The sequence below is a fragment of the Actinomadura geliboluensis genome (assembly GCF_043197915.1).
Lineage (GTDB): Bacteria > Actinomycetota > Actinomycetes > Streptosporangiales > Streptosporangiaceae > Spirillospora > Spirillospora geliboluensis.
On record NZ_JBICUA010000013.1, the window covers coordinates 196969 to 211411 of the forward strand.

Sequence of the window (14443 nt, forward strand, 5' to 3'; positions counted from 1 at the left end):
CTCGGCCATGGGACGCCGTCCCCTACGACGCGTTTGTCCTGGCCACCGCGTCGATGCCGTGCACGCCGCTAATCCAGGGCACGGACCTGTCCGGCGCGCACGGCGGCGAGATCGCCAGGCGTGGTCATGCGGCTTGGAGCCAGGGTGGTGGGCGGCTGGGTTCGGGGAGGGTTCTGGTTCTGGGTGGGTGGAGGCGGTAGGTGTAGCGGCCGTCGGGTGTTTTGGTGGTGTGAAGTTGTTGGGGGTGGGTGTGTTTGTAGCGGTTGTGCCATCCGCATGTGAGGGCGAGTTGGTCGATGTCGGTGGGGCTGTGGCCGAGGGCCCAGCCGTGGACGTGGTCGACTTCGCACAGCGTCCCGGGCACTTCGCATCCCTCGACGGCGCAGGTCGGATACAGGGTCTCGAGGACTCGGCGTTGCGCGCCGGTGGCGAAGCGGACCTTGTGGCCTAGGTAGAGGGGCAGGTTTCCGCGTCCTAGTAGGAGCGGTGAGACTCCGGCTGCGAGTGCGATGCGGCGGGCTTGGGCGGCGGGGATGGGGGTGCCGTCGGTGAGGCGGGCGGGGGCCTGGCCGCCGGTGAGGGTGTCCAGGTCGCAGATGACGGTGACCTTGGTGGCCTTGTGCCCGCCCGACAGCACCGTGGTGAGTGCGGCGGCGGTGCGTTCGGACAGGTCGCGGTGCTCGTCGGTTCCGGCGGGTTTGGCCAGCGGCCCGAGAGTGCCGTCCCAGATGGCGGCGTCTTCGGCGTTCAGCCAGCCCTTGATGTAGCGGCCGCCGTCCAGTGAGCGGGTCGAGTCGATCCAGGATTGTTCGTAGCCGCGCGCCACGTCTTCGGGGGCTTGTTCGGTGCCGTCGCGTTCGGCGATGACGTCGCGGATCCGCTTGCCGAAGCTGGCGACCTTCCCGGCGGAGAAGCCCTGGTCGACCATGCCCAGCAGGATGTCTTCGGCTTTGCCGCAGTCATCGTCGTCGAGTCGGGTGACGGCTTCGGCGATGGTGGCGGCATATCCGGCCGACAGGTCACCGGTGGTCCACCGCTCGGTCATCTCGGGGACGCGGTGGCGCTGGCGGGCCAGGGTGAGGCGTTCCTTGGCGCGGGATTCGCGCATCCCGAGGCGGGACCGCAGCCAGGACCGGGTGGAGGGGTATCCCCACCGCTGCACTTCGCGGGATCGGTCGACTACGCCGATGAATCCTGCGAGGGCGGCTTCCTGCAGATCGCCTGCGGTGGCGAGGGTCTCGGTGAGTTCCATGCACGCCGCAGCTGATTCGGGTGCGGTGCGGGTGGCGAGTTCGGCGGCGATCGCCGATGCCGCGTTCACCAATTCCATGGTGGACGCGGCGTCGAGGTCGACCGCGATTGAACTCATAGCCTTATGATATCCGTCCGGACGCCACTTCGTCCTTTCGAGCCGAAATTCGACCATGATTCTTTTGGACTTCCTTGATCGACTCTCGCCTGTTTTCTCGAAAGGCTCATTTCGGGCATTTCGATTTGAGGCTCTGCACTTGTGTGTTGTGTGTTTCTGGTTGGGGTGGGGGCGGCGCGTCGGGCAGAGGGCAGGCGGAGCCTGCCCGACGAAAGCTGCACTCAGGGGCCGTAGAGGCTCCGAAGTCAAGGGTGGGACGGAGTCCCATCGCGAAGCGACGCCGAAGGCGCCCTTGACTTTGGAGGGGCGGCCCCGTACGCAGCGCCGCCCCCACCACAATTCCACGAACACCGAACAGGCCATTCGCAACACGCCAGCCGCCTAAAGGGCTGAGGATCCGATTCTCGGCATTTCCAGCCGTATGCCGGAACACTACATGCGAGTGGTTGCCACGGCGGCACCATCGCCACAATCACCAAGGACAGTGAAACGCATCTCGAAGCCGGACCTTAGGGGGCAAGTGCTGCAATCTTCACCCCAGTCCGCTTGGCGGGAATGCTCGTCCGTGCCGACGGTACCTCGTCGCCCAGGAGTGAGTGGTCGGGCAGGGATACGCTGCGTTTCAGACGCGTTCGCACCAGGCGTGCGACGGCACTTAGGCCGCTGGCCTCCACGCCCCTTTCGGCATCCGCGACGGCGAGAGCCCACAGCCGAGACCTCACTCGCCAGCACTTCACCGCCCTCTCCGCCCGCCTGGCATCGGTGAGGTGGGTGGCACTGGGCGTTTTCCACGTCGGCGACGGGCGGGCTGCTCGCGATGATCACCTGGAGGGACGGGGACATTGCGCTGCGGTCGGCCACGGTTAGGTCGTCGCCGCTCTGCGCGGACGCCGCCGTGGCCACTCACGTCGTCGACCGTCCCGGCTTACTTACTGCTGCGGTCAGGTGGCTTTGCCGCGGGCGATATAGAGGTTCATTCGGGTGAAGTCGAGCGTGACGTTGAAGGGCTTGAAGAAGCAGTGGGCGAAGTGGCCGATCGCGTCGAACCCCGGCCCGTAGGGCCACGGGACGTTGACCGGCATGTTCGGGTCCATTTCGCAGAAGACCTCCTTGGCGACGGCGTCGCCGAGGCGGATCTCCTTTGGGTAGCAGGGGTAGGTCGTGGTCGCATGGCTGTGGGCGAAAGTCTCAAACGGGCGGTCGTAGTCGGTGCGGATGCCCAACTGCTCGGCCACTTCGCCGGGCATGCCTGCGACAGTTGCGCCGCTGTCTCCGCCGAAGTTCACGCCCATTACCCGGGGGCCGGAGTCGACGATGCTGCCGATGCTGCTGACGTCATGGTCACGGGACAGCCATATCGGCAGCGGCTTGACGCCCGCCCGTGCGGCGTCCGCGCGTACCTTTCTGGCCGCTTCCGGGGTCGGACGACGCAGGATCAGCGACCGGCCTGCATAGTCGAAGGTGGTCAGCAGGTGGTAGAAGACCCACGTGCCGATCATTCCGTCGCTGCCGGTGCCGACGTCTTCGCCCGATTCCGTTGACGACCATCCAACGGGTACGTTTCGGAGTTCGATGCCGCCCAACTTGAGGGAGTCCAGCACCCCGTAGTACACCCAAATGGTGACGCCTTCGAACTCGCTTTTCTCCTTGTAGACGTGGCTCAGCCCGGCTTCCTTGGCCGCCGTCGCGGTCAGGCTCAGGTTCGGAGCGCCGGTGTAGAACGTGAAGCGCTTCGGCGGGCCGCCGTTGAGCGAGGCATGCACCAGGGGCACCGGGTCCATCTGCAGCCATGGCACGCGGCCGATGTCGCCGTGAATCTGATACGGCTTGCCGCGGACCGCCGCGAACCATTCGGCGTAGCCCTTCTCGCCGGCTGCTCGCCAGCGTGGCACGGAGAGGGAGAGCTTGTCCTGCCGGATGTAGCAGTCGCCCAGCAGCCAGTTGGTCTCCTTGTCGTCGGGCGCTAGTTCGAAGGCCATCGTGAGGTACTTCTCCGCGTCGGGGAACTTGTTGGCCAGTAGCCCGACATAGCCGCGCTGGCGCGCCGCGTGCAGGTTCGCGGGGTCTGTTCTCAGGATCTGCTCGTACGCGCGGCCGGCCTGCTCGAATTTCCCGGCCTTGAACAACGCGTCCGCACCGCCGCCATCGGCGTGTGCCGTGCCCGCCGTGCCGAGCAGCGGCGCGGTCGCGGCGGCGCCCGCCGCCACGACCGCGCCTCGCAGCAGTTCGCGCCGGTCCCATTTTCCGTCAGCGGCCACGGCCTTCTCCTTTTTGCGCTCACCTCTGGGGACCGGGGCACGTGTCCCCCGGCGCGGACTGCTGCTGCGGTCCGCGCCTCCAGGGAAGACGGGAGACTGTTGCGGTGGCGTATGCGCTTTTCAATACGTCCGCGATACGTCCCGTGGCTGCGGTGAGGGACGCCGCCGCGACCGGCTCACGGTCGGGCGGTCGGCTCCTTGAAGATGCCGAAGCGGTTGCCCGACGGGTCCTCCAGGTGGGCGAAGCGTAGGCCGCTCTGGGCGGTCACCGGGGGCACAGTGACCTTGCCACCGCGCTGCTCGGCCTCGGCGCAGGTGGCGTCCACGTCCTCGACCAGGACGAAGAACACGGCATGCGGGCCGCCTTGGGCGGTCAGGCCGCCGCTCGGGGCCTGACCGCCCGGGTAGGTGATCAGCTCGTAGCCCGTGTCGGCCGAGTCGTCCCCGAAGCGCCAGCCGAACATGTCGCCGTAGAAGCGGCGGGCCTCGTCGGGCGTGTCGGTGCCGATCTGGAACCAGGCGACGGTGTTGTACGCGGGGATGCCCATGATGTGTCCTCCATGTCAGTGTTGTGGAACCGAGGGTGGACGGAGGGCGCGACAACCCTGTGTCGGGGTTGTCAGGTGGATTCCAGGAGGGCTCAGATCCAGATGGGAAGGGACTTTTCGGCGTAGCGGGCTCCGAAGCCGCCGGTCGGCAGGATCTGGGCGATGGCGTCCAAGTCGTCCTGGGTGAGGGTGAGGTCGGCGGCGGCATTGTTCTCTTCGACCCGCGCGGGGCTGCGGGTGCCGGGGATGGGGACGATGTCGTCGCCCTGGGCCAGGACCCAGGCCAGCGCCAGCTGCGAGACCGTCGCGTCCTTGGCGGCGGCAAGCTCGGTGAGCTGCTGGACGGCCGCCAGGTTCTTCTCGAAGTTGCCCGGCTGCCAGCGGGCGTCGTGGTTGCGCATGTCGGTCGGGTCGTAGGATCCGGCGGGCTTGGCGGTACCGGTGATGAAGCCGCGTCCCAGCGGGGAGTACGACACGAACCCGATGCCGAGTTCGCGCAGCACCGGGAACAGCTGCTCCACGTCGCGCTCGAACAGCGAGTACTCGGTCTGGAGGACGGAGACGGGCTGGACGGCGTGGGCGCGGCGGATGGTCTGCGGGCCCGCCTCGCTCAGCCCGAAGTACTTCACCTTGCCCGCCTCGATCAGCTCCTTGACAGTGCCGGCGACGTCCTCGATCGGGACGTTCGGGTCGACGCGGTGCTGGTAGAGCACGTCAATGTGGTCGACGCCCAGGTAGCGCAGGCTGTTGTCGGCGACCTTGCGGATGTTGTCCGGGCGGCTGTTGAGGCCGGAGACCCTCCCGGACGACAGGTCGAAGCCGAACTTGGTCGCCAAGACGACCTCGTCGCGGAAGTCCTTGACCGCCCTGCCGACCAGTATTTCGTTGGAGCCGGTGCCCAGGCCGTAGAGCTCGGCGGTGTCGAAGAAGGTGACGCCCAGCTCGTGGGCGCGCCGGATGGCGGCGATCCCCTCCTGCTCGTCGCCGGGGCCGTAGGCCATCGTCAGGCCCATCGTGCCGTAGCCGATCGCCGAGGTGACCAGCCCTTGGCGGCCCAGAGTGCGCTTCTGCATGACCAACCCTCCCTGTCGTGACCGCATAGAACGAACCGAACCGTTCGGTATGACTCCCAATCACAGTACTCACTCGTCCCGGCGAATCAAACCGAACGGTTCGGTTGGCTAGGCTGAGGGCATGGCCAGCACCGCCGACTCGACCCACGCCCGGATCGTCGCCGCCGCTCGCGACGAGTTCGCCCGGTACGGGATCGCCGGCGCGCGCGTCGACCGGATCGCCAAGGCCGCCCGCACCAGCAAGGAACGCATCTACGCCTACTTCCGCAGCAAGGAGAAACTGTACGAGCACGTGGCCGCCGCCGAACTCGCCGCCGCGGCCGACGCCGTCCATCTCGATCCGGCCGATCTGCCCGACTACGCGGGTCAGCTGTTCGACTACTTCACCGCGCACCCCGACCGGTACCGGTTCATCGCGTGGGGACGTCTGGAACTGGCCCCCGCCTCCGCCCCCGCCCCCGCCTCCGCCCCCGCCTCCGCCTCTGCATCCGCACCCGTGGACAGCCCCTATCGGGACGCCATCCTCGGCAAGATCGCTACCATCCGTCGCGCGCAGGAGGCCGGCGACCTGGATGCCTCGTGGGATCCGCTCGACGTCATGGCGGTGGTCTCCCAGCTCGCCCATACCTGGCTCGACCAGGCCACACTGGCCGCCGTCGCCGACCAGGCCGCCGCGGACCCCGCGCTCGCCGCACGCCGCGCCGCGGTGATCCGCGCCGTCAGCGCGATCTTCCCGCCGAAGCCCCGCTCCTGACCGCTTTCAGCCGGAGCTCAGACGAACTCCAGGGGGCGGACGACGTAGTCGGCGGGGATGTCGCTGTGCATGGCCTCGGTGCTGCGGTCGGGGGCGGTCTCCTCCAGGAGGGCGGCGCGGCGGACGCGGTCGGTGCGGAACACCCGGCAGCCGCCCCGCATCCGGCACCACGCGGTCAGGTACCAGCCCTTGCCGGACGCGGTGAACGTGACGGGCTCGACGTCGCGCTCGGTCTCGGTGCCCGCCCGGTCGACATAGGTGAGGCGGACCACCCGGCGGGCCAGGACGGCCTCCTCCAGCACGGCCGGCACGGACGCCGGGTCGTCGTTCCCGGCGGGGGCCATGAAGCGGATGCGGGCGGCCAGCTCGCGGGCCGAAGCGCCGTCGTCCGCCGACATCGCCGCGACGATCTTGTGCAGGGCGGTGCGGGCGGCGCGGGAGTACGGTGAGCCGCCCGCCCGGGAGAGGGTGATCGCGACGGCGACGGCCTCGGCGGGGGTGAAGTTGAGCGGCGGCAGCGTCCGGCTCTTGTCGAGGGTGTAGCCGCCGCCCCGGCCGACGTCCGCGAAGATCGGCACGCCGGCCTGCTGGAGCGCGCTGATGTCGCGCTCGATCGTCCGGACGCTCACCTCGTACCGCGCGGCCAGTTCGCGCGCGGCGAGGCGGCGCGGCGCGCAGGCGCGCAACTCCTCCACCATGGCGTACAAGCGGTCGGTGCGGTTCACGCGCCGAACGTACGCGCCGGGTCCGACATTTCCGGGAGACTCGTAACAGGGCGCTAGGTGAAGCGCCAGAGGCTCACCTTTCCGTTGGAGCTGCCTGCTCCGGCGGCGAGCAGGCGGCCGTCGCGGCTGAAGGCGAGGGTCGTGCCGTCCGACCTCTCCCAGTCGAGGGACATGAACTGGTCGCCGTTGCGGGTGTCCCAGAGCCGGATGGTCGCGTCCTGGGCAGCGCTGGCCAGGATGCGGCCGTCGGGGCTGAAGGCCAGGGCCTGGACGGTTCCCTCGTGTCCTTGCAGGGCGCGGCGCTGCTTCCCGGTCTGCACGTCGAGGAGCCGGATCATCCATTTGTCCGTGTCGTCTACGACGTCTGTTGCGGCGGTACGCCCGTCCGGGGCGAACGTGAAGAGCACGTTGACCCGTCCGGCCGTGGTGATGTCCCGGTGCGCCCGCAGGTCGTGGACCTGGATGTCGCCGCGGCTGCCGATGGCGGCGATCCTGTCGCCGGCCGCGTCGAACGCCAGCCGCAGGGTGCCGCCGCTCCGCGGTGTGAAGGCGCCGGTGCGGCGCCCGGTCGCGGTGTCCCAGAGTTCGATGCCGTTGGCTCCGACGGTCGCCAGGGTCCGGCCGTCCGCGCTGAGCGCCTTGGTGAACGTCCTGCCCTCGGGCATGATCGTCCGGACGCGGGCGCCGGTGGCCGCGTCCCAGAGCTGGATCGGGGCCGTCCCGCGCAGGGTCGCCGCCAGCCGGCCGTCCCCGCTGAGGGCGGTGAGCTGGTCGGCGCCCTCGTCGCCCAATTCGTGCGCGGATCCTCGGCCGGTCTCGACGCTCCACCGCCAGATCTGCCCGGTCCCCGCGCAGACCAGCGTCGCCGAGTCCGGGGTGAACGCGAGCTGGAACGTCGCGACCGGGCCACCGGCGAGCACGACCGGACGGGGGTTCTTCAGGGGCGGGGCGTCCTCCCCGCTCCACCGCCACAGCAGCGCGGGGACGCCGAGGACGGCCGCGACGCCCGCCGCCGCTCCCCCGGCGAGGACGGTACGGCGTCCCGTCCGGCCGGGCGGCGGCGCGTCCGCCAGCAGTCGGGCCGCCTCGGCGGGAGACGGCCGCCGCTCCGGTTCCTTGGCCAGGCACGCCTCGATCGCGGGCCGCAGTTCGGCGGGCACGCCGGTCAGGTCGGGCGGGGCGCTGACGATCCGGTGGACGATCCCCGGCACGTTGGCGGCGTCGAACGGCCCGCGCCCGGTCGCGGCGAACGCCAGGACGCAGCCGAGGGAGAACACGTCCGACGCCGGGCCCGCCGTGTCCGCGCGGACCTGCTCGGGCGACATGAACGCGTACGTGCCGACGACCGCGCCGGTGGACGTCAGCGCGGTGGCGCCGGCCGCACGGGCGATGCCGAAGTCGATGATGCGCGGCCCGTCCGGCGACATGATGACGTTGCCGGGTTTGAGGTCCCGGTGCACGAGACCGTTCGCGTGGATCGCCGCCAGCCCCTCGGCCAGCGCGGCACCGAGTGCGCGGACGGCGGCGACGTCCAGCGGTGCCGCCTCGCGCAGGGACGGGCCGGGAATGTAGGCGGTCGCCATCCACGGCTCGGGCGCCTCCGGGTCGGCGTCCACCACTTGGGCGGTGTAGAAGCCGCCCACCTTGCGGGCGGCCTCGACCTCGCGCGCGAACCGCACCCGGAACTCCGGGCGCGCCAGATGCTCGGAGCGAATGACCTTGACCGCGACGCGCCGACCGCCCGGGGACACTCCGAGGAACACCTCGCCCATGCCTCCCGCACCCAACCGTCCTTCCAGCCGGTACGGGCCTATCTGGCGGGGGTCGGCGTCGCGCAGGGGATCCATCAGCGCAGGCTCCACAGGTTCACGGCGGTTTGCCCGCGACGTTCGCTGCCGCCCGCCGCCGTCCGGCCGTCCGGGGAGAGCGCGAGTCCTCTGATCGGCCCGCCGGACGCGGCGAGGGTGGCGGTCACCCGGCGAGTCGCCAGGTCCCACAGCCGGATCGTGAGGTCGGCACCGGCGGCGGCCAGCACCGCGCCGTCCGCGCTGACCGCCACCTCTGTGACGACCCCGGCGCGGTCGGAGTCGAGGACGCCTGTGATGCGGATTCGGGCGGCGTCCCACAGCCGGATCGCGGCGCCGCCCCCTGCGGTGACGAGAGTCCGGCCGTCCGGGGTGATGGCCAGTGAACTCGTCTTCCTTCCCTGGTCAGCCGCATGGGCGACCAACGTGCGAGTACGCGCGTCCCATACCCGGACGGAGCCGGGCTCAGCGCGGCCTTGGAAACCGTCCATTCCGGCCATGACCCGGCGACCGTCCCGGCTGAACACCACGTCGTTCACGCCCTCAGCGCCGGAGAGGTCGCCCAGGACGTCTCCCGTTGCGGCGTCCCAGAGCCGACCAGGCCCGGCGAGGACACGGCCGTCCGGGCTGAACGCGAGGGCGCTGACCTTAACGTCCTTGGCATGGAGCGTCCGGAGAGGGCGGGGCGGGCGTGTGTCCGCCGACTCCACGTCCCACAGGCGGACGGTGGCGTTCGTGTGGCCGGTTGCCAGCAGTCTGCCGTCCGGGCTGAAGGCCACTGCGGCCGTGCCGGCGGGAGTACTCAACTCGTGGATGACGTGGCCTGCGGCAGGGTCCCACAGGTACACCGTCTCTCCCGGCGTCCCGCAGACCAGGATTTTGCCGTTCGGGCTTAACGCCACGTCCGCCACCGGATGCCCGTCCTTGGCGAGCGTCATGGCGGGCGGCTGCATCGCATCGCCGGACGCTTGGGGCTGCCCGCCGCCTCGGGTCAGCAGGAACGCGGGCACCCCGGCAACGGCGGCGGTCGCCGCCATCGCGCCGCCCAGCACCGTCCGGCGCGGAACCCCGGCGACGGGCCGGACGGCGTCCGCCACGCGGGTGAACGGCGTCGTGCCGCGCTCCACTGTGCGGTCGGCGTCCGGATCTGCCGGGGTTGTCGAGAGTGGCACGGCGTCCGGGTCGGCCAGGTGGGCGATGATCCGGTCGGTGGACGGACGGTCGACCGCCGCCTTGGCCAGGCAGGACGCCACGAGCGGACGCATCGCCTCCGCCAGCCCGTCCAGTACGGGCGGCTCGTGCAGGACGCGGTGCACGATCGCCGGGATCGTCGCGGCGTCGAACGGGCTGCGCCCGGTCGCGGCGAACGCCAGCACGCAGCCCAGCGCGAACACGTCGGCGGGCGGCCCGGACGGCTCGCCCAGCACCTGCTCGGGCGCCATGTAGGCGTACGTGCCGAGAACCGCGCCTTCCGCGGTGAGCGTTCCCGCGCCGACGTCGCGGGCGATGCCGAAGTCGATGATGCGCGGCCCGTCCGGCGACATGATCACGTTGCCGGGCTTGAGGTCCCGGTGGACCAGCCCGCTCGCGTGGATCGCCGCCAGCCCCTCGGCCAGCGCGGCACCGAGCCGGGCGACCTCCTCGGCAGGCAGCGGGGCGACATCCCGCAGGGACGCCCCTGGGATGTAGGCCGTCGCCATCCAGGGCTCGGGCGCCTCCGGATCGGCGTCCACCACCTGCACGGTGTAGAAGCCGCCCACCTTGCGGGCCGCCTCGACCTCGCGCGCGAACCGCGCCCGGAACTCAGGGCGCGCTGAGTGCTCCGAACGGATGACCTTCACCGCAACGCGCCAGCCGCCCGGCGAGACACCGAGGAACACCTCGCCCATGCCTCCGGCGCCCAACCGCCCCTCCACCCGGTACGGGCCTATCTGGCGGGGGTCGCCGTCGCGCAGCGCTTCCAAGGGGACTCCCGTATCAGGCGGCGCGCGCTCAGAGGGCGCGGAGGAACGCGAGCATCGCCTCGTTGACCTCGGCGGGACGCTCCTGCTGCGTCCAGTGGCCGCATCCGGACAGCCAGACGGTGTCGCGGAGGTTCGGCACGAAGTCGGTCATGGAGTCGATGACGTTCCGCGCGCCGACGGCGACGATGTCGCGGTCGCCCGCGATGTAGAGCGCGGGAGGGCCGATGGGGGCGCGGTGCCAGGCGGTGGTCAGCTCCCAGTTGCGGTCCAGGTTGCGGTACCAGTTGACCGGCCCGGTGAAGCCGCTCTCGGCGTACTCCTCGACATAGGTCGCGATGTCGGCGTCGGTGAGCCAGCCGGGCAGCTTCTCCGGCTCGGGGATCACGTCGAGGAAGCCGCCGCCCTCGGGGGCGATCAGCGCGGGAGCGGCCCCGTCGCCGGACATCCCGACCAGCATCCGGCGGAACGTGGCGGCCCGGTCGCGGTCGAGGTCGGCCTCCGGGGCGGCCGGCTCCTGGAAGCGCACCATGTAGAAGCCCTCGCCGAACAGGCGGCGCATCGACTCGACCGGCGGCCTGCTGGAGCGGGGCCGGTGCGGGACGGACATGCCGATCACGCCGCGCACCTTGTCGGGGCGCATCTGCGCGACGGCCCACGCGACGGGCGCGCCCCAGTCGTGACCTGCGACGACGGCCCGGTCCGCGCCGAGGGCGTCGATGAGCCCGACCGCGTCCCCCGCCAGGTGCAGGATCGTGTACTGGTCCGCCTCGGCGGGGCCGCCGGTGCGGGCGTAGCCGCGCTGGTCCGGGGCGACGGCGTGGAACCCGGCCTCGGCGAGCGCGGTGAGCTGGTGCCGCCAGGAGTACCAGCATTCGGGGAAGCCGTGCAGGAGCAGGACGAGCGGCCCTTCGCCCGCCTCGGCGACGTGCATGCGCAGGCCGCTCTCGGACTGGACGAAACGATGCGTGATCTCGGTCATCGATGACCCCTCGCGGCGTGGGCGGGACCGTGCGGGCCCAACGGTAGCCCCACCCGTTCCGGGCCGCCGTGCCGGACGGCGAACACAATGTGGATGCGGCGTGTCCATACCGTCCGGCGGTGGATTGTGTGCGTGCGCCACATGGGACGGCAGGGGTCGCGCTCCGTAGGTTCGGCGCATGACGAGCGTGACACCGCGGCCCGCCGCGGGGAGTTCGGGGACGCTGGATCTGGCGGGGCGGCGCGCACTGGTCACCGGCGGCGCGGGCGGCATCGGCCGGGCCTGCGCGCGGCGGCTGGCCGCGGCGGGCGCCGCGGTGGTGGTGGCCGACATGGACGGGGCGGCGGCGGAGCGGACGGCGGCCGAGATCGGCGGCGTCCCGCTGTGCGCCGACCTTGCGGACGTGGACGCGATCGGCGGCCTGGCGGCCGATGTCGACATCCTGGTCAACAACGCGGGCATCCAGCATGTGGCTCCCGTCCACGAGTTCCCGCCGGAGATGTTCGCGCGGATCCTGCGGCTGATGCTGGAGGCGCCGTTCCGGCTGGTGCGGGACGCCCTGCCCGGCATGTACGAGCGAGGCTGGGGACGCATCGTCAACATCTCGTCCGTGCACGGGCTGCGTGCCTCGCCCTACAAGTCAGCCTATGTGGCGGCCAAGCACGGGCTTGAGGGGCTGTCCAAGGTGATCGCGTTGGAGGGTGCCGCGTACGGCGTGACGTCCAACTGCGTGAACCCGGCCTTCGTCCGGACCCCGCTGGTGGAGGGTCAGATAGCCGACCAGGCGCGCGCGCACGGCATCCCTGAGAGCGAGGTCGTCGAGCGGGTGCTGCTTGAGCACGCGGCCGTGAAGCGGCTGATCGAGCCCGAGGAGGTCGCGGAGCTCGTCGCCTACCTGTGCTCGCCGCCGGCGTCCATGGTGACCGGCGCGTCCCTCGCCCTCGACGGTGGCTGGACGGCCCATTGACAATGGCCCGTATGTCCTGCGGCGACTTCCTCGAACTACTGGCCCGCGAGGCGTCCCCCGTGGAGTTCGAGGGGCCCCTCGTCCAGGCGCGGGCGGACGGCGCGCCGGCGGCCGTCCTGGCGGAGCTGGAGGCGGCCAAGCTGGCGGCGCTCCGGGTCAGGATGATCATGCGGCGGCACGCCCGGCGGGAGGCGGAGCTGGCGGCGCTGTTCGACACCGCCGGCGACCTCGCCGGGCTGCGCGACCTGGACGCCGTGCTGGAGGCGATCACGCGGCGCGCCCGGCGGCTGCTGAGCGCCGACATCGCCTACCTGACGCTGAACGACGACGAGCGCGGCGACACCTACATGCGGGTGACGGACGGGTCGGTGTCGGCGGCGTTCCGGCGGCTGCGGCTGCCGATGGGCACGGGACTGGTCGGCCTGGTGGCGCAGACGGCGATGCCGTACAACAGCGCCCACTACCTGGGTGACGGGCAGTTCCAGCATCGCGGTTACATCGACGACGCGGTCGCTGAAGAGGGCCTGGTCGCCATCCTGGGCGTGCCGATGCGGCTGGGCAGCCGCGTCATCGGCGTGCTGACGGCCGCGAACCGCAGCGAGCGTCCGTTCGACCAGGAAGAGGTGGCGCTCCTCGGATCGCTGGCCGCGCACGCCGCGATCGCCATCGACAACGCGCGCCTCTTGGACGAGACCAGGACCGCCCTGGAGGAGCTGAGCGCCGCCAACGAGGAGGTCAAGGCACGCAGCGCGGCCGTGGAACGGGCGGCGCGCGCGCACGACCGTATGACGGCCGTCGTCGTGCGCGGCGGTGGCGTGGAAGACGTCGGCGCGGTCGTGACCGAACTGCTGGGCGGCACCCTGTACGTCCTGGACGCGGACGGCCGACGGCTCGCGACGACGGGCATCGACTCGGGCGGCCTCAGCGATGAGGAACTGTCCGGGGTGTCGGCCTCGGCGCACTCTGCGCGCGCGCAGGGCCGTACGGTCCGGCGCGGTGACCTGTGGATCGCGTCGGTGTCGACCGGCGACGAGATGCTCGGGACGCTCGTCCTGCGCACGGCCGACGAGGTCGACGACGCCGACCAGCGGATCCTAGAGCGCGCGGCGCTCGTCACCGCACTCCTGCTGCTGTTCCAGCGCAGCGTCACCGAGGCGGAGGGCCGGGTGCGCGGCGAGCTGCTGGACGACCTGCTCTCCGGCCGCCGCACCGGCGTCGAGGCCCTGACCGCCCGCGCCCGGCGCGTGGACGTCGACCTGAGCGCCCCGCACGTCGTGCTGTGCGCCAAGTACGAGTCCCGCGAGCACCGGCAGCGAGCGGCGTTCTGGGCGTCGTCCTTCGCGGCCGTCGAGCACGGCCTCGCCGCCTCCCGGGTGGAGGAGGTCGTGCTGCTGCTGCCGGGCGACCGCCCCGGCGACGCGGCGCGCCGGGTGGCGAAGGAGCTGGGCGGCTCCCTCGGCGGCCCCGCGACGGTCGGCGCGGCCGGCCCGGTGCGGGGGCCGGCGGAGGTCGCGGCCGCGCACCGGGAGGCGCAGCGCTGCGCCGACGCGCTGCTCGCCCTCGGCCGCCGCGGCGACGGCGCCGGCGCGTCCGAGCTGGGCTTCGTCGGCCTGCTCATCGGCGACGACCGGGACGTGACGGGCTTCCTCGCGGGCGCGCTCGGGCCCGTCCTCGACTACGACGAGCGGCGCGGCACAGCGCTCGTCCAGACCCTTGAGGCGTACTTCGGGACCGGCGGGAACCTGTCGCGGACGGCGGAGCGCCTGCACATCCACGTCAACACCGTGAGCCAGCGCCTCGACCGCGTCGCGCGCCTCCTCGGCGAGGACTGGCAGTCCCCCGAGCGCGCCCTGGAGCTCCAGCTGGCGCTGCGCCTGCACCGCCTCTCACGCTGAAAACTCTCACGCTGAAAACGGCGGGGGGGGGGGGGGGGGGGGGGGGGGGGGGGGGGGGGGGGCGGGGGGGGGCGCGCGCCGGCCGCGCGGGCGGGGCGCGGGCGCG

11 protein-coding genes are annotated in these 14443 nt (G+C 71.6%); 3 read left to right on the top strand and 8 right to left on the bottom strand.

Annotation, left to right across the window (positions count from 1 at the left end):
• Nucleotides 1–124: 124 nt before the first annotated feature.
• The 4 genes from ACGFI1_RS36330 to ACGFI1_RS36345 all read right to left on the bottom strand — a co-directional run bounded on the left by ACGFI1_RS36330 (nucleotide 125) and on the right by ACGFI1_RS36345 (nucleotide 5248).
• Nucleotides 125–1369 carry an HNH endonuclease signature motif containing protein gene (locus ACGFI1_RS36330; protein WP_392791919.1) on the bottom strand — a complete coding sequence of 415 codons (1245 nt, stop codon included), beginning with the start codon at nucleotides 1367–1369 and terminating at the stop codon, nucleotides 125–127.
• Between the two features lie 941 nt (nucleotides 1370–2310).
• Nucleotides 2311–3627, bottom strand: coding sequence for an aspartyl protease family protein (locus ACGFI1_RS36335; RefSeq protein ID WP_392791922.1), 1317 nt, complete (start codon nucleotides 3625–3627; stop codon nucleotides 2311–2313).
• 176 nt (nucleotides 3628–3803) lie between these two features.
• Nucleotides 3804–4175: a VOC family protein gene (locus ACGFI1_RS36340; RefSeq protein ID WP_392791927.1), complete on the bottom strand. Its 372-nt coding sequence runs from the start codon at nucleotides 4173–4175 to the stop codon at nucleotides 3804–3806.
• Between the two features lie 92 nt (nucleotides 4176–4267).
• Nucleotides 4268–5248, bottom strand: coding sequence for an aldo/keto reductase (locus tag ACGFI1_RS36345; protein ID WP_392791930.1), 981 nt, complete (start codon nucleotides 5246–5248; stop codon nucleotides 4268–4270).
• Between the two features lie 121 nt (nucleotides 5249–5369).
• Between ACGFI1_RS36345 and ACGFI1_RS36350 the strand changes: the two genes are divergently transcribed.
• Nucleotides 5370–6002, top strand: a complete 633-nt coding sequence (locus tag ACGFI1_RS36350; protein WP_392791934.1) for a TetR family transcriptional regulator — start codon at nucleotides 5370–5372, stop codon at nucleotides 6000–6002.
• A gap of 17 nt (nucleotides 6003–6019) precedes the next feature.
• Here the strand turns inward: ACGFI1_RS36350 and ACGFI1_RS36355 are convergent, their stop codons facing one another.
• The 4 genes from ACGFI1_RS36355 to ACGFI1_RS36370 are packed head-to-tail and all read right to left on the bottom strand — an operon-like array spanning nucleotide 6020 to nucleotide 11475.
• Nucleotides 6020–6727 (bottom strand): helix-turn-helix transcriptional regulator, encoded by a 708-nt coding sequence (locus ACGFI1_RS36355; RefSeq protein WP_364550759.1) that lies wholly within the window; start codon nucleotides 6725–6727, stop codon nucleotides 6020–6022.
• Between the two features lie 53 nt (nucleotides 6728–6780).
• On the bottom strand, nucleotides 6781–8574 hold the full coding sequence (locus ACGFI1_RS36360; RefSeq protein ID WP_392791937.1) for a WD40 repeat domain-containing serine/threonine protein kinase: 1794 nt from the start codon (nucleotides 8572–8574) through the stop codon (nucleotides 6781–6783).
• Nucleotides 8574–10496 (bottom strand): WD40 repeat domain-containing serine/threonine protein kinase, encoded by a 1923-nt coding sequence (locus tag ACGFI1_RS36365; RefSeq protein WP_392791940.1) that lies wholly within the window; start codon nucleotides 10494–10496, stop codon nucleotides 8574–8576. The genes ACGFI1_RS36360 and ACGFI1_RS36365 overlap by 1 nt, the downstream gene beginning before the upstream one ends.
• A gap of 28 nt (nucleotides 10497–10524) precedes the next feature.
• Nucleotides 10525–11475, bottom strand: a complete 951-nt coding sequence (locus ACGFI1_RS36370) for an alpha/beta fold hydrolase (protein WP_392791942.1) — start codon at nucleotides 11473–11475, stop codon at nucleotides 10525–10527.
• Between the two features lie 178 nt (nucleotides 11476–11653).
• Between ACGFI1_RS36370 and ACGFI1_RS36375 the strand changes: the two genes are divergently transcribed.
• Together ACGFI1_RS36375 and ACGFI1_RS36380 are read left to right on the top strand one after the other, a co-directional pair.
• Nucleotides 11654–12442: a 3-hydroxybutyrate dehydrogenase gene (locus tag ACGFI1_RS36375; RefSeq protein ID WP_138639701.1), complete on the top strand. Its 789-nt coding sequence runs from the start codon at nucleotides 11654–11656 to the stop codon at nucleotides 12440–12442.
• Between the two features lie 11 nt (nucleotides 12443–12453).
• Nucleotides 12454–14337, top strand: coding sequence for a helix-turn-helix domain-containing protein (locus ACGFI1_RS36380; protein WP_392791944.1), 1884 nt, complete (start codon nucleotides 12454–12456; stop codon nucleotides 14335–14337).
• Nucleotides 14338–14443 lie beyond the last annotated feature (106 nt).